General features: G+C 59.8%; 18 protein-coding genes, 5 tRNA genes and 1 riboswitch. Of the genes, 17 read left to right on the top strand and 6 right to left on the bottom strand.

The genetic code is table 11. From position 1 onward, the window contains the following. The first annotated feature begins 126 nt into the window (after positions 1 to 126). From aruF to astE, 6 genes are all read left to right on the top strand, one after another. Positions 127 to 1146, top strand: a complete 1020-nt coding sequence (gene aruF / locus C1X29_RS15390) for an arginine/ornithine succinyltransferase subunit alpha (RefSeq protein WP_011335535.1) — start codon at positions 127 to 129, stop codon at positions 1144 to 1146. A gap of 51 nt (positions 1147 to 1197) precedes the next feature. Further along, positions 1198 to 2223, top strand: coding sequence for an arginine N-succinyltransferase (gene astA, locus C1X29_RS15385; RefSeq protein WP_064598805.1), 1026 nt, complete (start codon positions 1198 to 1200; stop codon positions 2221 to 2223). After that, entirely contained in the window at positions 2220 to 3689 is a 1470-nt protein-coding gene (astD, locus tag C1X29_RS15380; RefSeq protein WP_173940195.1) for a succinylglutamate-semialdehyde dehydrogenase, read from the top strand. Before astA ends, astD begins: the two co-directional genes overlap by 4 nt. 93 nt (positions 3690 to 3782) lie before the next feature. After that, positions 3783 to 5129: an N-succinylarginine dihydrolase gene (gene astB, locus C1X29_RS15375; RefSeq protein ID WP_085745129.1), complete on the top strand. Its 1347-nt coding sequence runs from the start codon at positions 3783 to 3785 to the stop codon at positions 5127 to 5129. Between the two features lie 62 nt (positions 5130 to 5191). Continuing rightward, positions 5192 to 5482, top strand: coding sequence for a hypothetical protein (locus C1X29_RS15370; RefSeq protein ID WP_064598799.1), 291 nt, complete (start codon positions 5192 to 5194; stop codon positions 5480 to 5482). A gap of 12 nt (positions 5483 to 5494) precedes the next feature. Continuing rightward, positions 5495 to 6505 (top strand): succinylglutamate desuccinylase, encoded by a 1011-nt coding sequence (gene astE, locus C1X29_RS15365; protein WP_085745128.1) that lies wholly within the window; start codon positions 5495 to 5497, stop codon positions 6503 to 6505. A 46-nt stretch (positions 6506 to 6551) separates the two neighbouring features. On the opposite strand, the gene C1X29_RS15360 is transcribed toward astE, so the two are convergent. Then, the gene (locus C1X29_RS15360; protein ID WP_011335530.1) at positions 6552 to 7061 is read right to left on the bottom strand and encodes a 6,7-dimethyl-8-ribityllumazine synthase; all 510 of its coding nucleotides are present in this window, start codon (positions 7059 to 7061) and stop codon (positions 6552 to 6554) included. A 102-nt stretch (positions 7062 to 7163) separates the two neighbouring features. Next, a riboswitch (FMN riboswitch) is annotated at positions 7164 to 7335 on the bottom strand. 197 nt (positions 7336 to 7532) lie between these two features. Between C1X29_RS15360 and ltaE the strand changes: the two genes are divergently transcribed. The 8 genes from ltaE to C1X29_RS15320 all read left to right on the top strand — a co-directional run bounded on the left by ltaE (position 7533) and on the right by C1X29_RS15320 (position 13650). Continuing rightward, positions 7533 to 8537 (top strand): low-specificity L-threonine aldolase, encoded by a 1005-nt coding sequence (gene ltaE, locus C1X29_RS15355; protein WP_102717811.1) that lies wholly within the window; start codon positions 7533 to 7535, stop codon positions 8535 to 8537. Positions 8538 to 8683: 146 nt separating this feature from the next. Continuing rightward, a complete protein-coding gene (gene alaS, locus C1X29_RS15350; protein WP_102717810.1) occupies positions 8684 to 11308 on the top strand; it encodes an alanine--tRNA ligase in 2625 nt (874 codons plus the stop codon). 90 nt (positions 11309 to 11398) lie between these two features. Next, positions 11399 to 12640, top strand: coding sequence for an aspartate kinase (locus C1X29_RS15345; protein ID WP_102717809.1), 1242 nt, complete (start codon positions 11399 to 11401; stop codon positions 12638 to 12640). Between the two features lie 186 nt (positions 12641 to 12826). Next, positions 12827 to 13015 (top strand): carbon storage regulator CsrA, encoded by a 189-nt coding sequence (csrA, locus tag C1X29_RS15340; protein WP_002554426.1) that lies wholly within the window; start codon positions 12827 to 12829, stop codon positions 13013 to 13015. A gap of 62 nt (positions 13016 to 13077) precedes the next feature. Further along, a tRNA-Ser gene (locus C1X29_RS15335) sits at positions 13078 to 13168 on the top strand. A gap of 107 nt (positions 13169 to 13275) precedes the next feature. Continuing rightward, a tRNA-Arg gene (locus C1X29_RS15330) sits at positions 13276 to 13352 on the top strand. Positions 13353 to 13424: 72 nt separating this feature from the next. After that, positions 13425 to 13501, top strand: a tRNA-Arg gene (locus C1X29_RS15325). A gap of 72 nt (positions 13502 to 13573) precedes the next feature. Then, positions 13574 to 13650, top strand: a tRNA-Arg gene (locus C1X29_RS15320). A 19-nt stretch (positions 13651 to 13669) separates the two neighbouring features. Here the strand turns inward: C1X29_RS15320 and C1X29_RS15315 are convergent. After that, complete coding sequence (locus tag C1X29_RS15315; protein WP_085745125.1) at positions 13670 to 14188, bottom strand: cell envelope protein SmpA; 519 nt, start codon at positions 14186 to 14188, stop codon at positions 13670 to 13672. 320 nt (positions 14189 to 14508) lie between these two features. Here C1X29_RS15315 and mgtE point away from each other — a divergent pair, with 320 nt between their 5' ends. Further along, entirely contained in the window at positions 14509 to 15951 is a 1443-nt protein-coding gene (mgtE, locus tag C1X29_RS15310; protein WP_102717808.1) for a magnesium transporter, read from the top strand. Positions 15952 to 16066: 115 nt separating this feature from the next. Here the strand turns inward: mgtE and C1X29_RS15305 are convergent, their stop codons facing one another. Further along, positions 16067 to 16393 carry an Arc family DNA-binding protein gene (locus C1X29_RS15305; protein WP_003178899.1) on the bottom strand — a complete coding sequence of 109 codons (327 nt, stop codon included), beginning with the start codon at positions 16391 to 16393 and terminating at the stop codon, positions 16067 to 16069. Positions 16394 to 16782: 389 nt separating this feature from the next. Between C1X29_RS15305 and phnN the strand changes: the two genes are divergently transcribed. Continuing rightward, positions 16783 to 17352 (top strand): phosphonate metabolism protein/1,5-bisphosphokinase (PRPP-forming) PhnN, encoded by a 570-nt coding sequence (gene phnN / locus C1X29_RS15300; protein ID WP_102717830.1) that lies wholly within the window; start codon positions 16783 to 16785, stop codon positions 17350 to 17352. Here phnN and C1X29_RS15295 read toward each other — a convergent pair. Further along, a complete protein-coding gene (locus C1X29_RS15295; RefSeq protein WP_085745123.1) occupies positions 17327 to 17506 on the bottom strand; it encodes a PA3371 family protein in 180 nt (59 codons plus the stop codon). The two genes, phnN and C1X29_RS15295, sit on opposite strands and share 26 nt — an antisense overlap. A gap of 20 nt (positions 17507 to 17526) precedes the next feature. Continuing rightward, positions 17527 to 17754 carry a hypothetical protein gene (locus C1X29_RS15290; protein ID WP_102688171.1) on the bottom strand — a complete coding sequence of 76 codons (228 nt, stop codon included), beginning with the start codon at positions 17752 to 17754 and terminating at the stop codon, positions 17527 to 17529. 284 nt (positions 17755 to 18038) lie between these two features. On the opposite strand from C1X29_RS15290, the gene C1X29_RS15280 reads away from it, so the two are divergent. Continuing rightward, positions 18039 to 18115: transfer RNA gene (locus tag C1X29_RS15280), tRNA-Arg, on the top strand. A gap of 56 nt (positions 18116 to 18171) precedes the next feature. Here the strand turns inward: C1X29_RS15280 and C1X29_RS15275 are convergent. Beyond that, positions 18172 to 19812, bottom strand: coding sequence for a methyl-accepting chemotaxis protein (locus C1X29_RS15275; RefSeq protein WP_102717807.1), 1641 nt, complete (start codon positions 19810 to 19812; stop codon positions 18172 to 18174). Between the last annotated feature and the right edge of the window lie 129 nt (positions 19813 to 19941).

The following is a 19941-nucleotide window of genomic DNA, read 5'->3' as shown; positions in this document are numbered from 1 at the left end:
GCAAGACCGCCCGGCGTCTGTCGTGATCGACAGGCGCCGGGACCATTTTCCTGTGCCGGGCCTGCCCGGCATTTTTTTCCCGAGTCGGCGCTTTCGCCGACCTGAAGTAGAGAAAGGAGTGACACCATGCTGGTGATGCGCCCCGCGCAAATGGCTGATCTGGGCGAGGTACAGCGTCTGGCTGCGGACAGCCCGATTGGTGTCACTTCCTTGCCGGATGACGTTGAACGCCTGAGCGACAAGATCGCTGCGAGCGAAGCCTCGTTTGCCGCCGAAGTGAGCTTCAACGGCGAAGAGAGTTACTTCTTCGTTCTCGAAGACACCGCCACCGGCAAACTGGTGGGCTGCTCGGCAATCGTTGCTTCGGCCGGTTATTCCGAGCCGTTCTACAGCTTTCGCAACGAGACCTTCGTGCACGCCTCCCGCGAGCTGAAGATCCATAACAAGATCCACGTGCTCTCGCAATGCCACGACCTGACCGGCAACAGCTTGCTGACCAGTTTCTACGTGCAGCGCGAGCTGGTGGGGTCGCCGTGGTCTGAGCTCAACTCCCGTGGCCGTCTGCTGTTCGTCGCCAGCCACCCTGAGCGCTTCGCCGATTCGGTGGTGACCGAGATCGTCGGTTACAGCGACGAGAACGGCGACTCGCCATTCTGGGACGCCATCGGTCGCAACTTCTTCGACCTGAACTACGCCGAGGCCGAGCGTCTGTGTGGCCTGAAAAGCCGGACGTTCCTCGCCGAGCTGATGCCGCATTACCCGATCTACGTGCCGCTGCTGCCGGACTCCGCTCAGGAAGCGATGGGCCAGGTACACCCGCGTGCGCAGATCACCTTCGACATCCTGATGCGCGAAGGCTTCGAGACCGATCACTACATTGACATCTTCGACGGTGGCCCGACTCTGCATGCGCGTGTCTCGGGGATCCGTTCGATCGCCCAGAGCCGCGTGGTGCCGGTGAAACTCGGCGAGCCGGTCAAAGGTGCCGGGCGCCAGTATCTGGTGGCCAACGCCCAGTTGCAGGATTACCGCGCGGTATTGCTTGAACTGGATTATGCGCCGGGCAAACCGGTGACTCTGGATCTGGAAGCGGCCGAAGCCCTGGGCGTCGGTGAAGGTGCCAGCGTGCGCCTAGTGGCGGTTTAACGCCTTAGCGAGTTTCACGGGTGGCCACGGCGGCCCGTTTGAGGAGATAGCATGATTGTTCGTCCCGTACGCAGCAGCGATTTGTCCGCTCTGATCGACCTGGCCCGCAGCACTGGCACCGGCCTGACCACCTTGCCGGCCAACGAAGAGCGCCTGACCCACCGGGTCGGCTGGGCCGAGAAGACCTTTCGCGGTGAAGCCGGCCGTGGCGACGCGGACTACCTGTTCGTGCTCGAAGACGACAACGGTCGCGTGGTGGGGATTTCCGCCATCGCCGGCGCCGTCGGTCTGCGCGAGCCTTGGTACAACTTCCGTGTCGGCCTGACCGTCAGCGCCTCGCAGGAACTGAACATCTATCGCGAGATCCCGACGCTGTTCCTGGCCAACGACCTGACCGGCAACTCCGAGCTGTGCTCGCTGTTCCTGCACGCTGACTACCGCACCGGCCTCAACGGCCGCATGCTGTCCAAGGCGCGGATGCTGTTCATCGCCGAATTCCCGCAACTGTTCGGCAACAAGATCATCGCCGAGATGCGCGGCGTGTCGGATGACGCTGGCCGTTCGCCGTTCTGGGAAAGCCTGGGCCGTCACTTCTTCAAGATGGAATTCAGCCAGGCCGATTACCTGACCGGTGTCGGCAACAAGGCGTTCATCGCCGAACTGATGCCGAAATTCCCGCTGTACACCTGCTTCCTGTCGCCGGACGCGCGCAACGTCATCGGCCAGGTGCACCCGGACACCGAGCCTGCGCTGGCGATGCTCAAGAGCGAAGGCTTCAGCTATCAGGGTTACGTCGACATCTTCGACGCCGGCCCCGCCATCGAGTGCGAGACCAGCAAGATCCGCGCGGTGCGTGACAGCGAAGCGCTGGTGCTGGCCATCGGCACACCGGGCGACGACGCCACGCCTTTCATCATCCATAACCGCAAACGCGAAGACTGCCGCATCACGGCGGCGCCGGCCCGTCTGGCCGCCGGCACCCTGGTGGTCGATCCGCTGACCGCCAAACGTCTTCAACTCAACGCTGGCGATCAGGTTCGCGCCGTGGCGTTGTCTGCTGCCCGGGAGTCGAAATAATGAATTCGCTATACATCGCAGGTGAGTGGCTGGCCGGTCAGGGCGAGGCCTTTCAATCGCTGAACCCGGTGACCCAGCAAGTGCTGTGGTCGGGGGAGGGCGCCACCGCCGCTCAGGTCGAGTCGGCCGTGCAGGCTGCGCGTCAGGCGTTCCCGAGCTGGGCCCGTCGTACCCTGGAAGATCGCATCAGCGTGCTCGAGGCGTTCGCCGCCGCGCTGAAAAACCACGCTGATGAGCTGGCCCGCACCATCGGTGAGGAAACCGGCAAACCGCTGTGGGAAGCCGCGACCGAAGTCACCAGCATGGTCAACAAGATTGCGATCTCGGTGCAGAGCTACCGCGAACGTACCGGCGAGAAGAGCGGCCCGCTGGGCGACGCCACCGCCGTGTTGCGCCACAAACCCCACGGCGTGGTCGCGGTGTTCGGCCCTTACAACTTCCCAGGTCATTTGCCGAACGGCCACATCGTGCCGGCGCTGCTGGCCGGTAACAGCGTGCTGTTCAAGCCAAGCGAGCTGACCCCGAAAGTCGCCGAGCTGACGGTCAAGTGCTGGATCGAAGCCGGTCTGCCGGCCGGCGTGCTGAACCTGCTGCAAGGCGCCCGCGAAACCGGGATCGCTCTGGCGGCGAACCCGGGCATCGACGGTCTGTTCTTCACCGGTTCAAGCCGTACTGGCAATCACCTGCACCAGCAGTTCGCCGGTCGCCCGGACAAGATCCTCGCGCTGGAAATGGGTGGTAACAACCCGCTGGTGGTCGATCAGGTCGCCGACCTCGACGCCGCGGTGTACACGATCATTCAGTCGGCGTTCATTTCTGCCGGTCAGCGTTGCACCTGCGCCCGTCGTCTGCTGGTGCCGGAAGGCGCGTGGGGCGACAGCCTGCTCAAGCGTCTGGTGGAAGTCAGCTCGACCATAGAGGTCGGCGCGTTCGATCAGCAGCCGGCACCGTTCATGGGCTCGGTGGTTTCCCTTGGTGCGGCGAAAGCGTTGATGGATGCCCAGGCGCATCTGCTGGCCAATGGCGCGGTGTCGTTGCTGGCGATGACGCAGCCGCAGGCCCAGTCGGCGCTGCTGACCCCAGGCATCGTGGATGTGACGGCGGTTGCCGATCGCTCCGACGAAGAACTGTTCGGCCCGTTGCTGCAAGTGATCCGCTACGCCGATTTCGCGGCGGCGATTGCCGAAGCCAACGACACAGCATTTGGTCTGGCCGCAGGTCTGCTGTCGGATTCCGAAGAGCGCTACCAGCAGTTCTGGCTGGAAAGCCGTGCCGGGATCGTCAACTGGAACAAGCAGCTGACCGGTGCTGCGAGCAGCGCACCGTTCGGCGGTGTCGGCGCCTCGGGCAACCACCGCGCCAGTGCCTACTACGCGGCGGATTACTGCGCGTACCCGGTGGCCTCGCTGGAAACTCCAAGTCTGGTGTTGCCGGCGGCCCTGACGCCTGGCGTGAAGATGGCGTGATGCTAATCGCCAGCCTGCTGGCGATGGCCGCGCCGCGGTCTCAAAGAATAGTTACTGAAGCCTATAACAACAGATTCTCGTGGAGCCTCGCTGATGAAATCCTATGAAGTCAATTTTGACGGTCTAGTGGGGCCGACCCATAACTACGGTGGTCTGTCCTACGGCAACGTTGCGTCCCAGAGCAACAGCCAGCAGTCTTCGAACCCGAAGGAAGCGGCGCTGCAAGGCCTGGCGAAAATGAAAGCGCTGATGGAAATGGGCTTTCAGCAGGGCGTTCTCGCACCGCAAGAGCGTCCGGATGTGGCTGCCTTGCGCCGTCTGGGTTTCAGCGGCACCGACGCTCAGGTGATCGAGCGTGCCGCCAAAGAAGCGATGCCGCTGCTGGTCGCCAGTTGCTCCGCGTCGAGCATGTGGGTGGCCAACGCCGCCACGGTCAGCCCGAGTGCCGACACCGCTGACGGTCGCGTGCACTTCACCGCCGCCAACCTGAACTGCAAATACCACCGCAGTATCGAGCACCCGACCACCAGTCGTGTGCTGGGCGCGATGTTCGCCAATCAGCAGCACTTCGCGCACCACGCCGCATTGCCGGCGGTGGCGCAGTTCGGTGACGAAGGCGCGGCCAACCACACGCGATTCTGCCGTGAGTACGGCGAGGCCGGTGTCGAGTTCTTCGTGTTCGGTCGCAGTGCGTTCGACACCCGCTACCCGGCGCCGCAGAAATACCCGGCGCGTCAGACCCTCGAAGCGTCGCAAGCGGTCGCTCGTTTGCACGGCCTGCGTGACGACGGCGTGGTCTACGCGCAACAGAATCCTGCGGTGATCGATCAGGGCGTGTTCCACAACGACGTGATCGCGGTGGGCAACGGCGAGGTGCTGTTCTATCACGAGGACGCGTTCCTCGACACCGATCAGATGCTGGCTGAGCTGCAAGCCAAACTGGCCAAGGTCGGCGGCAACTTCCAGTCGGTCTGCGTGCCGCGTTCGGCGGTCACCGTCGACGACGCGGTGCGTTCCTACCTGTTCAACAGCCAGCTGCTGTCGCGCCCTGACGGCTCTATGCTGCTGATCGTGCCGGAAGAGTGCCGTGGCAACGAGCGCGTGTGGAATTACCTGCAAAGCCTGACCAGCTCCGGCGGCCTGATCCGTGAAGTAAAAGTCTTCGACCTCAAGCAAAGCATGCAGAACGGCGGTGGCCCGGCGTGCCTGCGTCTGCGTGTCGCGCTCAACGAAACCGAGCTGGCGGCCGTCAACCCAGGGGTTATCATGACCGCCCCGTTGTACGGTTCGTTGACCGAATGGGTTGAAAAGCACTACCGCGACCGCCTGACCGAAAGTGACCTGGCGGATCCGCAGTTGCTGCTTGAATGCCGGACGGCACTGGATGAACTGACGCAAATCCTTAAACTGGGCGCGGTTTATCCATTCCAGATCAATTGATGGCCGGCGCGCCGCCTGAACGTGGCGCGCGGCTTGTCTCCCCAACAGAGCGTAAAAAAGACATGAGCGATTCCCTGCGGCTGATCCTTGAAGACACCGACGGCAAGCAACTGGAAACTTCCTGCACCCGCGTCGCGGTCATGTGGCAAGGCAAAGAGCTGTGGATCCAGCAGGACGGCCGCGGCCAACTGTTGATCGGCGTGGACGTCGAAGAGGGCGACGAAGAGTACGCCAACCTGCTGTTGCGCCCATTGGCGACTAATCTGGTAAGTCTGCAACTGGAGATGGAACCGGCTGACCTCGGCGACGATGACGGTCACGTGCACGGCCCGGATTGCAATCACGACCACTAAGGAAACCGCTCTATGCTCGCCCTCGGCAAACTGCTTGAACTGACCCTCGCCGGCCGCGAACCGGCGGAGAAGACTCAACTGACTGTCGAAGGCGTGCGCATGCGCTGGTTGAGCGAGGGGGCGCTGGAAGTCCGGCCACCCGAAGCGCGCGACAATGGCCTGGATCTGCTGCTGTCGGCAGGTATCCACGGCAATGAAACGGCACCGATCGAATTGCTCGACCGGTTGCTGCATGACATCGCCCGCGGCGATCTGAAGCCGCGCGCACGCATTCTGTTCCTGTTCGGCAACCCGGAAGCGATTCGCAAGGGCGAACGTTTCGTCGAGCAGGACGTCAATCGGCTGTTCAACGGCCGTCACGAACAAAGCAGCGGTTCCGAAGCCCTGCGCGCCTGCGAGCTGGAACGTCTGGCGGCAAGCTTCTTCAGCCTTCCTGACCGTCAGCGCCTGCACTACGACCTGCACACCGCAATTCGCGGTTCGAAAATCGAGCAGTTCGCCTTGTATCCGTGGAAGGAAGGTCGCCAGCATTCCCGTCTTGAGCTGGCCCGCCTGCGCGCGGCCGGCATGGAGGCGGTGCTGTTGCAGAACAAGCCGTCGATCGTGTTCAGCTCCTACACCTACGACAAGCTGGGGGCCGAGTCCTTCACGCTGGAGCTGGGCAAGGCGCGGCCGTTCGGGCAGAACGCCGGGGTCAATGTGTCACTGCTGGAAACCCGCCTGAAGCAGATCATCGAAGGCACTGAGCCGGAAATGGCAGAGCAGGACCTGGACGGTCTGCAACTGTTCAGCGTGGCACGGGAAATCATCAAGCACAGCGATGCGTTCCGCCTGAACCTGCCGGCGGACATCGAAAACTTTTCGGAACTGGATGTGGGTTATGTGCTGGCCGAAGACCTGGCCAATACCCGCTGGATCATCGAAGAGCAGGGCGCGCGGATCATCTTCCCCAACCCCAAGGTCAAGAACGGTCTGCGGGCGGGCATTTTGATCGTGCCGACCACTGACGAAAATCTTGCCTAAAACTGAACCTCCCCCACGCAGCGCGCGGGGGGAGATCGTTATTGCATCAGACCGCTACAGCGCGCGGCTCGGTGCGGCGCAACGCACGCACTTTCTGCAACGTATCGGCGCAGGTCTTCGCCGCTTCCTGACCCTTGTGCACGAAATGCTCGAAGAAGAACTTCTGGTGTTCTTCGCCGGCATGGAAGTGGTGCGGGGTCAGTGATACCGAGAACACCGGCACTTCGGTTTCCAGCTGCACCTGCATCAGGCCGCTGACGACCGACTGGGCGACGAACTCGTGACGGTAGATTCCGCCGTCCACCACCAGCGCGGCGGCAACGATACCGGCATAACGACCGGTCTTGGCCAGCAGCTTGGCGTGCAGAGGCATTTCAAAGGCGCCGCCGACTTCGAAGAAATCGATGTCTGATTCCTGATAACCCTGAGCGATCATTTCGGCGAGGAAACCCTTACGGCTCTGGTCGACGATTTCCTTGTGCCAGCAGGCCTGGATGAACGCGACGCGCTCGCCGTGGGTGTGTTTGCTTTTGCTGTCGATAGCGGTGGGTTGCATGTTCTGACTCCTGTTTGTGTGAAAAACAGGGCGTTATGAATCGAAAGGGATTCAAGGGTACGCACGCTCGCGCGAACACGGCGGACGGCCCTTTGGCGTCAATCCCGTTCTCTCTTCATCCGGACTATGACCGTCGGCCCCGGAATCACACCGGGTCTGCTGACCTTGCCGCCGCTCACGGTTTTTGCCGTGCCTGACACCAAGCGCTCGCGGGCTATGCGCATTGCGCGCAATTACCGCCGGTGGGGAATTGCACCCCGCCCTGAGAACGTTTCGCCGCCCTTTATCGGGCGGCGCAGCGTTTTTAACACAGATTGCCGGGCTGTGCATTGCGCCTTTGTGATGATTGCCATCGGATTTTTCGAAGCACAGGAAACGACTTTTCCTTGCGCGAGGGTTGATTAATCCGCGCCGTGCCCGCAGTAATTCACCTTCGTAAAGGATTTCCCCTGCTGACTTGAGGCCAGGTTCATGAGCGTTATCGATCTTCGCAGCGACACCGTCACTCAACCGACCCCCGCCATGCTTGACGCGATGACCCGCGCCGACACCGGCGATGACGTGTATGGCGAAGATCCGACGGTCAATCGTCTGGAAGCCGAACTGGCAAAACGGCTGGGTTTCGCCGCCGCGCTGTTCGTCCCGACCGGGACCATGAGCAACCTGCTGGGCCTGATGGCACACTGCGAGCGCGGTGACGAATACATCGTCGGTCAGCAGGCGCACACCTATAAGTACGAGGGCGGCGGCGCAGCGGTACTCGGTTCGATTCAGCCACAGCCGCTGGAAGTGCAGGCCGACGGCTCGCTGGACCTGGATCAGGTGGCCGCGGCGATCAAGCCCGACGATTTCCACTTCGCCCGTACGTGCCTGCTGGCGCTGGAAAACACCATGCAGGGCAAAGTGTTGCCGCTGGACTATCTGGCCCGGGCCCGCCAGTTCACTCGGGACAACGGCCTGCAACTGCATCTGGACGGCGCGCGGCTGTACAACGCGGCGGTCAAGCTCGGGGTCGATGCCCGGGAAATCACCCAATATTTTGATTCGGTCTCGGTGTGCCTGTCCAAAGGCCTCGGCGCGCCGGTCGGTTCGGTGCTGTGCGGTTCGTCGGCGTTGATTGCAAAGGCCCGGCGCCTGCGCAAAATGGTCGGTGGCGGCATGCGTCAGGCTGGATTGCTGGCGGCGGCCGGGCTGTACGCGCTGGATCACAACGTCGAGCGTCTGGCGGATGACCATGCCAACGCCCAGTATCTGGCTGAAGGCCTGCGCGAGGCCGGTTTCAGCGTCGAGCCGGTGCAGACCAACATGGTTTACGTGCAGATGGGCGACCGTGCCGAGGCGATCAAGGCTTTCGCTGCCGAGCGCGGGATCAAATTGAGCGCTGCCGCCCGCCTGCGGATGGTCACGCACATGGACGTCAATCGCTCGCAAATCGAGCAAGTGATCGCGACATTCGTCGAGTTTTCGCGCAAGTGACAGCGTTAGCCACCCAATTGACCGTTTCTATCGTATAAACACGCTGTACCCCGCGCGCAGGGCCGATATAATGCGGCCCTTTGCCGTCGTTTCGTCTGTTGACGTTTCGTACAGGCCTTTGGCCGCAGCCTCCGTGGAAGAACCTAATGAAAAGCGCAGAAATCCGTGAAGCCTTCCTTCGCTTCTTCGAAGAGCAAGGCCACACCCGTGTAGCCTCCAGCTCTTTGATTCCGGGCAACGACCCAACCCTGCTGTTCACCAACGCGGGGATGAACCAGTTCAAGGACTGCTTCCTGGGCCAGGAAAAGCGCGCGTACACCCGCGCCGTCTCCAGCCAGAAATGCGTGCGCGCCGGCGGCAAGCACAACGACCTGGAAAACGTCGGTTACACCGCCCGTCACCACACCTTCTTCGAAATGCTGGGTAACTTCAGCTTCGGCGACTACTTCAAGCGTGATGCCATCACCTACGCCTGGAACTTCCTGACCTCCGAGAAGTGGCTGAACCTGCCGAAGGAAAAACTGTGGGTCACCGTCTACGCCAGCGATGACGAGGCCTACGACATCTGGACCAAGGAAGTCGGTGTGCCGGCCGAGCGCATGGTGCGCATCGGCGACAACAAGGGCGCGCCATACGCCTCCGACAACTTCTGGACCATGGGCGATACCGGCCCGTGCGGTCCTTGCACCGAGATTTTCTACGATCACGGCGCCGACATCTGGGGCGGCCCACCGGGCTCGCCAGAAGAAGACGGCGACCGTTACATCGAAATCTGGAACAACGTATTCATGCAGTTCAACCGCACCGCCGATGGCGTGTTGCACCCGCTGCCAGCCCCGTCGGTGGACACCGGCATGGGTCTTGAGCGGATCAGTGCCGTGCTGCAGCACGTTCACTCGAACTATGAAATCGACCTGTTCCAGAGCCTGCTGGCCGCATCGGCCAAGGCCATCGGCTGCACCAACGACGCTCAGGCGTCGCTGAAAGTCGTGGCTGACCACATTCGTTCCTGCGGCTTCCTGATTGCCGACGGCGTGTTGCCGTCCAACGAAGGTCGCGGTTACGTACTGCGCCGGATCATCCGTCGCGCTTGCCGTCACGGCAACAAGCTGGGCGCCAAGGGCAGCTTCTTCTATCAGATCGTTGCCGCACTCGTGGCCGAGATGGGCGAAGCGTTCCCGGAGCTGAAATCCCAGCAGGCGCACATCGAGCGCGTACTGAAAGCCGAAGAAGAGCAGTTCGCCAAGACCCTGGAGCAGGGCCTGAAAATCCTCGAGCAGGATCTGGCCGAGCTCAAAGGCGACGTGGTTCCAGGCGACGTGGTGTTCAAACTCTACGACACCTACGGTTTCCCGATGGACCTGACCGCGGACATCGCCCGCGAGCGCAGCCTGACCATCGACGAAGCCGGTTTCGAGCGTGAAATGGAAGCCCAGCGCGTCCGTGCACGTTCCGCCAGCTCGTTCGGTCTGGACTACAACAGCCTGGTCAAGGTTGACGTCGATACCGAGTTCACCGGTTATCACGCCACCAGCGGTTCGGCGAAAGTCGTTGCTCTCTATAAAGATGGCCAGTCCGTGGACGTCTTGAGTGAAGGGCAGGAAGGCGTTGTGGTGCTGAACCAGACCCCGTTCTACGCCGAATCCGGTGGCCAGGTCGGCGATTGCGGTTACCTGCAGGCCGGCAACAGCCGTTTCGACGTGCGCGACACCACCAAGACCGGCGGCGCGTTCCTGCACCACGGCGTACTGGCGTCGGGCAGCCTGATCGTTGGCGCACCGGTGGAAACCCACGTCGAAGCTGACGTGCGTCACGCCACTTCGCTGAACCACTCGGCCACTCACCTGCTGCACGCTGCGTTGCGCAAAGTGCTGGGCGACCACGTTCAACAGAAAGGTTCTTTGGTCGACAGTCAGCGCCTGCGTTTCGACTTCAGCCACTTTGAAGCGATCAAGCCTGAGCAGATCAAGGCGCTGGAAGACATCGTCAACGCCGAGATTCGCAAGAACTCCGCCGTTGAAACCGAAGAAACCGACATCGAAACCGCCAAGCAGAAGGGCGCGATGGCGCTGTTTGGCGAGAAGTACGGCGACAACGTGCGCGTGCTGAGCATGGGCGGTGATTTCTCCGTCGAACTGTGCGGCGGTATCCACGCCAACCGTACCGGCGACATCGGCCTGCTGAAAATCATCAGCGAAGGCGGTGTGGCATCGGGTGTGCGTCGTATTGAAGCGGTCACCGGCGCTGCAGCGCTGGCTTACTTGAACGCTGCTGAAGAACAACTCAAGGAAGCGGCCAGCCTGGTCAAGGGCAGCCGCGACAACCTGATCGACAAGCTGTCGGCTGTGCTGGAGCGCAACCGTGCGCTTGAGAAGCAGCTCGAGCAGTTGCAGGCCAAGGCCGCTGCTGCCGCTGGCGACGATCTGTCGGCTTCGGCCGTGGACGTCAAGGGCGTGAAAGTGCTGGCCGTGCGTCTGGATGGTCAGGACGGCAAGGCGCTGCTGGCGCTGGTCGATCAGCTGAAAAACAAACTCGGCCGCGCAGTGATCCTGCTCGGCAGTGTCCATGAGGAAAAGGTCGTACTGGTTGCAGGTGTAACCAAGGACCTGACTGGCCAACTCAAAGCCGGTGATTTGATGAAACAGGCTGCTGCGGCAGTGGGCGGGAAGGGCGGTGGTCGTCCGGACATGGCGCAGGGCGGCGGTGTCGACGCCGGCACACTGGATGGCGCACTGGCGCTGACCGTCCCATTTGTCGAGCAGGGTTTATAAGACGGCCCGTCGGGCCCGCAGTCTAGTGGCGGGCCCGGCGGCTGTTTGAGTGATTATTGGGCGCCCTTCATGGGCAGAGGCGGCTTTGAAATGGCTTTGATCGTACAGAAATTTGGAGGCACCTCGGTCGGCACTGTCGAGAGAATCGAGCAGGTCGCCGACAAGGTTAAGAACTTCCGCGATGCCGGCGATGACCTGGTGGTTGTGCTGTCTGCAATGAGCGGCGAAACCAACCGTCTGATCGATCTGGCCAAGCAAATCAGTGGCGAAGATCAACCGGTTCCACGTGAACTGGACGTGATCGTTTCCACCGGTGAGCAGGTGACGATCGCCCTGTTGGCCATGGCGCTGATCAAGCGCGGTGTGCCGGCGGTGTCGTACACCGGCAACCAGGTGCGGATCCTGACGGACAGCGCGCACAATAAAGCGCGTATCTTGCAGATTGATGACCAGAAGATTCGCGGTGACCTGAAAGCAGGTCGCGTGGTGGTGGTCGCTGGTTTCCAGGGCGTCGACGAGCACGGCAACATCACGACCCTGGGTCGTGGTGGTTCCGACACCACCGGTGTGGCGCTGGCCGCTGCGCTGAAGGCTGACGAGTGCCAGATCTACACCGACGTCGATGGTGTCTACACCACTGACCCGCGTGTGGTATCGGTTGCTCAGCGTCTGGACAAGATCACCTTTGAAGAGATGCTGGAAATGGCCAGCCTCGGTTCCAAGGTGCTGCAGATCCGCGCGGTGGAATTCGCCGGCAAGTACAACGTTCCGCTGCGCGTACTGCACAGCTTCAAGGAGGGTCCGGGCACCCTCATTACTATTGATGAAGAGGAAACCATGGAACAGCCGATCATTTCCGGCATCGCTTTCAACCGCGATGAAGCCAAGCTGACCATCCGTGGCGTGCCAGACACCCCGGGCGTGGCGTTCAAGATTCTCGGCCCGATCAGTGCCGCGAACATCGAAGTCGACATGATCGTGCAGAACGTCGCGCACGATAACACCACTGACTTCACCTTCACCGTGCACCGCAACGACTACCAGTCTGCGCAGACCGTGCTGGAAAACACCGCTCGCGAGATCGGTGCCCGTGAAGTGGTTGGCGACACCAAGATTGCCAAGGTCTCGATCGTCGGCGTCGGCATGCGTTCCCACGCAGGCGTGGCCAGCCGCATGTTTGAATCCCTGGCAAAAGAAAGCATCAACATCCAGATGATCTCGACCTCGGAAATCAAGGTTTCCGTAGTGATCGAAGAGAAGTACCTGGAACTGGCCGTGCGCGCCCTGCACACGGCTTTCGAACTCGACGCTCCGGCCCGTCAGGGCGAGTGATGCGTTGTCTGAAGGGCGCGGTCTGACCGCGCCCTTTATTTTTTGAATGGCGTGGGCCCTGAACTGTTCTTTTGCTCGCGCTGGTCAATACTCAGGCATGTAGGGCTACGATCGCTCCGGTTGTAGGTCGGGTGCCTTTTTTTTGCAGACTGTTGTCCCTGAAATGATTCGCGTGAGGAGAAAGGTATGCTGATTCTGACTCGTCGGTGCGCAGAAAGCCTGATTATCGGTGATGGCGAAATCACCGTGACCGTGCTCGGCGTTAAAGGAAATCAAGTGCGTATCGGCGTCAACGCCCCGAAAGAGGTGGCCGTGCACCGTGAAGAAATCTATCTGCGTATAAAGAAAGAGAAGGACGAAGAACCAAGCCATTAATTTTTATCGATTTTTATGTTTGCAAACGGGGAAGAAGGTGGTTAATATACGCCCCGTGTTGCGGAGAGCTGGCCGAGTGGCCGAAGGCGCTCCCCTGCTAAGGGAGTACACCTCAAAAGGGTGTCGGGGGTTCGAATCCCCCGTTCTCCGCCATTATTTGCTTAGTACGTTGTAATCTGGCTTTTTCTGTAAGTTATTGAAATTTATAGAAAAAGTGGTTGGAATAGAGATTAGACGGGCTATAATGCGGCGCAACAAATGCACTCGTAGCTCAGCTGGATAGAGTACTCGGCTACGAACCGAGCGGTCACAGGTTCGAATCCTGTCGAGTGCACCATTTAAGAGTCAATTGCAGCAATGCGGATGACTTGGTTACAGCCAGTTGTGGTCTGGTCTAAAAACAAAAAATGCACTCGTAGCTCAGCTGGATAGAGTACTCGGCTACGAACCGAGCGGTCACAGGTTCGAATCCTGTCGAGTGCACCATTTAAGAGTCAATTGCAGCTATGCTGATGACTTGGTTACATCCAGTTGTGTTCTGGTCTAAAAACACAAATTGCACTCGTAGCTCAGCTGGATAGAGTACTCGGCTACGAACCGAGCGGTCACAGGTTCGAATCCTGTCGAGTGCACCATATACCGAAAAGCCCGCGTTTAACGCGGGCTTTTTGCTGTCCGGGATTTGGCTTTTCCCGTCACGCATCCTTTCTCATCAAAATCGATTTGAGCACTGCGGCCTCGCTTGAGGTCGTAACGATAACTCGTTGCCGAATTTCGGATGCTCACCTTGTCGGGTTTGCCCAAGGCGCTTTCAACATCCTGTTGGCTCATGCCGGCGATGATTCGTTGATTGATGATAGCCTCGCGTTTCTGTCGCGCGTCGATCAGATCTCCACATTTGTCTTGGGTGCGCCCGACGACGGCCATTTCTCGCTTTCTGATATTCATACCGGATATTTCTTCGTGCCGGGCTTCGGGTATCAGGGTGACTGTGGAGCCAGGCGAGTAGGGGCGAACTTCCTGCAATGAAAGGTGCTCATCGTTCGCGCAGCTCAGCGTGGTGAACGTGACGTGACCATCTGAAGCTTCGCAACGATGAAGTGTCGTTGCGCTCCCGATGGCGGGCAGGCAGAGCAGGGTGGTCAGCATGAATCGGGATGTTTTCGATGGCATTCGGCGTCCTCCATGACGATTGTTCTCAAGCGTAGTCGGCAGTTTTTTCACCGCCGGTGTGTTTTCTTTTCAGGATGCGTCGTCGCAGTGTGAAGGATCAGGACAGTGCTCAGCTTTGTCTCGCAAGCGCTTGTTTCAGCCACTATTTTTTAACGTTTAAAACCGTCAGGCGGTGTATCATTGCGCCCGTCAGCCCCGCCGGGGCTTATGGAAAACCTCCATGGACTTACCCAGTAGTTATTCAGTAACCCGTTTCACCAATCATGAATTGACTGATTGATCCTTCCGGCGTGCCCCGCTGCTGGGAGTGGAGTTCGCCTATGTCCGAAATCGAAGTAAAGAAAACACAGGAAAGCCTGCAGGATCGCCTGGCTCAGGTCGTCGAGCTGCTGCAGCGCCAGCGGGTCGTCGAAGACCTGACTCATCGCCAGGAAGGCCCGCATCATGACCGGGTCGAGAACCTGGTCCACCGGCAAAACCTCGTCGAATTGCAACGCAAGCTCGACGATCTGCACTCCGCCGACGTCGCCTACATTCTTGAAGCCCTGCCGCTGGACGATCGTCTGACGCTCTGGCAACTGGTCAAGGCCGATCGCGACGGCGACATTCTTCTCGAAGTATCCGATTCCGTCCGTGAAACCCTGATCGCCGACATGGACGATCATGAGCTCCTGGCTGCGGCCAAGGACATGGATGCCGACGAACTTGCTGACCTGGCCTCCGAGCTGCCGCGAGACGTCGTCCATGAGCTGATGGAGACTCTGGACCAGCAGCAACGCGAGCGTGTGCGTTCGGCCCTCTCCTACGACGAGGAGCAGGTTGGCGCGCTGATGGACTTCGAGATGGTGACCATCCGTGAGGATGTCAGTCTCGAAGTGGTTCTGCGTTACATGCGTCGCCTCAAAGAATTGCCGGGCCATACCGACAAACTGTTCGTGGTCGACTACGACGGCGTGCTCAAGGGCGTGCTGCCGATCAAGCGTTTGCTGGTGAATGACCCGGAGAAACAGGTTTCCGAGGTCATGGCCAGTGACCCGGTGAGTTTTCACCCGGACGAGGACGCCTATGACGCCGCTCAGGCGTTCGAACGTTACGACTTGATCTCGGCCCCCGTGGTCGACAAGAACGGCAAGCTGATCGGCCGTCTGACCATCGACGAGATGGTCGACCTGATTCGTGAGGAGAGCGAAAGCGAAGTCCTCAACATGGCGGGTCTGCGTGAAGAGGAAGATATTTTCGCCTCCGTCTGGAAGTCCCTGCGCAACCGTTGGGCGTGGCTGGCGATCAACCTGATCACCGCATTCGTCGCATCGCGGGTGATCGGCCTGTTCGAAGGTTCGATCGAGAAGCTGGTGGCCCTGGCGGCGCTGATGCCGATCGTGGCGGGCATTGGCGGCAACTCCGGCAACCAGACGATTACCATGATCGTTCGCGCCATGGCGCTCGATCAGGTCAGCACCGGCAACACCTCGCGCCTGATGCGCAAAGAGTTGGCCGTGGCGTTGATTAACGGCCTGGTCTGGGGCGGTGTGATCGGTGTGGTCGCTTACTTGCTCTACGGCAGCTGGTCGTTGGGCGTGGTGATGACGGCTGCCATGACGTTGAACCTGTTGCTGGCAGCATTGATGGGGGTGTTGATCCCGATGACGCTGGCCAAGATGGGTCGCGATCCGGCGATGGGCGCCAGTGTGATGATTACGGCCATGACCGACAGTGGCGGATTCTTCATCTTCCTGGGGCTGGCGACGATTTTCCTGCTCTGACCGACTGCATAAAAAACAGCCCGCCAATTGGCGGGCTTTTTTTCGCCTGTAAGTAGCCCGAATCGCAGGCAAAAAAAAGCCAGCATTCATGCTGGCTTGAGATGTTCGGTTTGACTCAGGATGCGTCTGCGGCCATTTCGGCGTCGTGGGCGATCAGAGAAACCAGCGCGTTCTGCTGGCGATGGGAGAGTTGGCGGAAGCGTTGCAGCAACTCGCGTTCGTGCAGTGACAGCTCCGGGCTGTCCAGGCGCATGCTCAGCTCTTCGCCCAGTGCACCTTCCTGAATAAGACTCTGCTCAAGGCGCGCAATGATCTCGGAGTTCATGCTGCGATGATGATTGCGAGCCACCTCGGCAATGCGTTCACGCATTCCGTCTGGCAGACGTACGACGAACTTGTCAGCCGTACGGCTGGAATAAATTGCCTGTTTCAATGGGCGCATATATTTAACCGGTTAGTTCAGGGGAGCGGTTCTCGGGATTGGCCGCAGGATGAGTGGTAGGACAAGCATCCGCGCCAAATGGTTCAACCTGAATTGTTAAGAGGCGCGCATCATGCCTCAAAATTGCCAGATCATTGGCGTCAATTCTGTGACAAATATTGATCCGGGTAAAGGCGTAATGCCAGCACCAATTATCAGAAATGCGGACTGGTTTGAAAAGAAAGCATCGGCCCGTATCGCTGACCGCGTCCTGAAACATGTCGACTGATGCCCGAAGGCGTCAGAACGTGCATGCTATGCGGGTTGAATCGTTGTTCCTTACCTTGTACAGGATAGTGGCAAATGGCCGATTTACTAGGGGCAAATGCCCGCCGGAGGGCGTTTTCAGGATGGATGGCAGGCTGATTTACCTCATGGGACCTTCCGGCTCTGGCAAGGACAGTCTGATCGAGGCTGCGCGTGATCCTTTACGGGCGTTGGACTGCGAAATCATCAGGCGCGTGATCACCCGTTCGGCCGAATCCATGGGCGAGGATGCGATCGGCGTGACGCCCCAGGAGTTCCAGCAACGTCAGCGTGCAGGCAAGTTCTCGCTGTGGTGGGAGGCCAACGGCCTTTCCTACGGGATTCCTGCGGAGATGGATCAGTGGTTGAAAGCCGGCAAGCACGTCCTGGTGAACGGCTCTCGGGCGAACCTTCGGCAAGCGCTGGAACACTACCCGACGCTAGTGCCGGTGTTGCTCACGGTTCGGGATGATGTCCTGCGTGAGCGCCTGCTCCGGCGTGGCCGGGAGACGCTTGAGCAGATCGATGCGAGGCTGGCCCGTAACACGCTGTTCAAGGACAGGCGTTCAACCGACAGCCCTGTGCACCTGATCGACAACTCGGGCGACCTGGCCGATGCCGTCAATCATTTGCTGGAGCTGGTCAGGTTCAGCGCAATACCGGATCAAACTTGATCTTGCGCCCGGCCACCAGCGCCAATACGAACAGCGCCGAAAAGACGCCGCAACCGATCAGGGGCAGGGATATTTCGGTTTGCTCGAACAGCGAAAAATGCCCGAGGCCACTCAATAAGGCGAGGATCAGAAATCCTGCAGCTGACTTGGACATGCTGTACTCCTGAGGATATTTCAAAAAACCAGACGTTCAGTCGAATGCGCCGGCAACGCCTGTTCAGATTCGCTGACCGCTTGCGGGGCGAAGCTCTGATCGCTCAACACCGCCCATTGCGGCGCCTTCTGCACTTGCAGGTAATGCGGCATGCGCCCGGCCACTTTCTCGTCGTCCTCGGGGACGAAGTGAAAGCCCACCAGGACGGCCAGTGCGATTGCGTTTGCGAACACGAGGGCGCTGTTCATGAGACGAGTCTCCGATTGTTCTTGTATAAGAATCGGTAAAGCAGCCGTCGTGCCAATAGTCTAACCGCTGTTAAATCCTTTAAAAACAAGCATTTAACAGGGTTTTTCGAAGTGGGCGCATTGCATTCTGCAATGATGGCTTTTTGCGGTGATGCAAATTGCACGGTAAAACGTCCGGCACCCTTGCAAGGCGCCTGCCTACACTTAAAAAGCCCTGCGGACGACATGACAAATCAGGGCCCGGCCGTTAACATGCACGCCGTCTGTCGCACCGACAGATTTGTGTCCCAGTAGCTCAATTGGATAGAGCATCCCCCTCCTAAGGGGAAGGTTGGCAGTTCGAACCTGCCCTGGGACACCATCTATTGAAAAAGCCCCGCGCAGAGTGATCTGGCGGGGCTTTTTGTTTTCAGGAATTTATAAGCGAAAGCGACTGACCAGAGTGTTGAACGACGCTGCCAAGTTGGACAGTTCCTGGGTCGAGGCGCTGGTCTGATGTGCGCCTGCCGCTGTCTGGGTGGAAAGATCCTGAATGTTGACCAGATTTCGGTCCACTTCACGAGCAACGTGTGCCTGTTCTTCCGAGGCTGTGGCGATGACGAGGTTGCGATCATTGATCTGCGAGATGCCGTCGGCAATCAGCTCCAATGCCTGGCCGGTCGCTTGCGCCAGTGACTGGGTTTCGCTGACCAGCGCCTGGCTTTTCCCCATGGCGCCGACGGCTTCGTCTGCACTGTTGCGAACGTCGTTGATCATGCCTTCGATTTCCCCCGTCGAAGCCTGGGTTCTTGCCGCCAGGGCTCGTACCTCGTCGGCGACCACGGCAAAACCTCGACCTTGCTCACCCGCGCGTGCAGCCTCGATGGCGGCGTTAAGCGCCAGCAGATTGGTTTGCTCGGCAATCCCCCGGATGACATCCAGAACCTTGCCGATGTCCCGTACTTTCTCTGCCAGGTCCTTGACCATGGTGGTGGAGGTGGCGATTTCCGTGGTTGCATGGTTGATCGCGGCAACGGCGTTTCGCGCTTGATCGCGTCCATTGCTGGCTTCCCGGCTGGTGGTCTGGGAGGCCTCGGAGGTGGATACCGCATTGCGCGCAACTTCCTCCACGGCGGAGGTCATTTCCGTGACAGCGGTTGCAGCCTGCTGAATCTCGTCGTTCTGACGAATCAGTCCGCGGCTTCCATTGTCAGTGACGGCGGTGAGTTCTTCGGCAGCGGACGCCAGTTGATCTGCCGCGCTGGCGATCTGCTGAATAGTGCTTTTCAGACTGCCCTGCATCTCGGCCAGGGCCGTGAGCAACTGACCGGCCTCGTCGCGGCCGGTGCTGACGATGTTTTGAGTCAAGTCGCCCCCAGCGATGCTTCGGGCGCTTTCAACGGCTTTGGAGATGGGGCGGCTGATCAGTCGGCTGATGAACAGGCCAAGCAAAATCGCCGCGACAAAGGCCAGCACGATGCCGATGTACAGCGAGGTCTTGGCGGAGGACTCCGTCAGAACCGATCGCTTCGCGGCTTCGCTGACCTGCATGTCGTTGGAGTTGGTCATGATGGTCAATTCGTCCATGACGACGCGGTAGTTTTTCTGCAGATCGCCGAGCAGCAGTTCGCGGCCATTTTCCAGGTCGCCGGCCTTCATCAGGGTCAGATACCTTTGCACGATCGCCTGGTAAACGGGCCAGGCCTTCTCCATCCGGTCACCGGCTGCACGTTCGTCGTCGGCAAGCTCGGTTTTCCGGTATTCGGCAAAGGCTTTTTCGCTCGCCAACTGGTTGGCGTTCATCGAGGCGAGGAATTCGTCTTTGGTGCTCTGTGGCAGGTTGGCGGCAGTGGCGACGTAAAGCCGATACATGTCACGGGTCTGTCCGACAGCCTTGATTTTGGTCTGCGCGATGTTGGCGACGGCGACGAGGTTGTTGCCGAACACCGATCTGAGGCTTGTCGAGAGTTCGGTCACTCCCCGGCTTCCCAGCAGGCCTACCCCCAGGGTGATGAAGGCGCACGCCGCGAAGGCCGTGATCAATTTCGTGGAAAGTCTTGCGTCATTCAACCAACTCATAAGGGGCATCCTGCTGACATGTGGGGGCGGGTCAATATCGAGCGCAGCTCGTAAGCAAATGGCTAGTCGTCGTACATCTTTCGGCTGCGGAGTCCACAACTGTAGGGTTACCAGTTGTTTCTTATTTAA

Source organism: Pseudomonas sp. GW456-12-10-14-LB2, assembly GCF_002884345.1.
Lineage (GTDB): Bacteria > Pseudomonadota > Gammaproteobacteria > Pseudomonadales > Pseudomonadaceae > Aquipseudomonas > Aquipseudomonas paraglycinae.
Note: the sequence above shows the minus strand (reverse complement) of the source record. Positions and strands in the feature narration are given on the sequence as shown.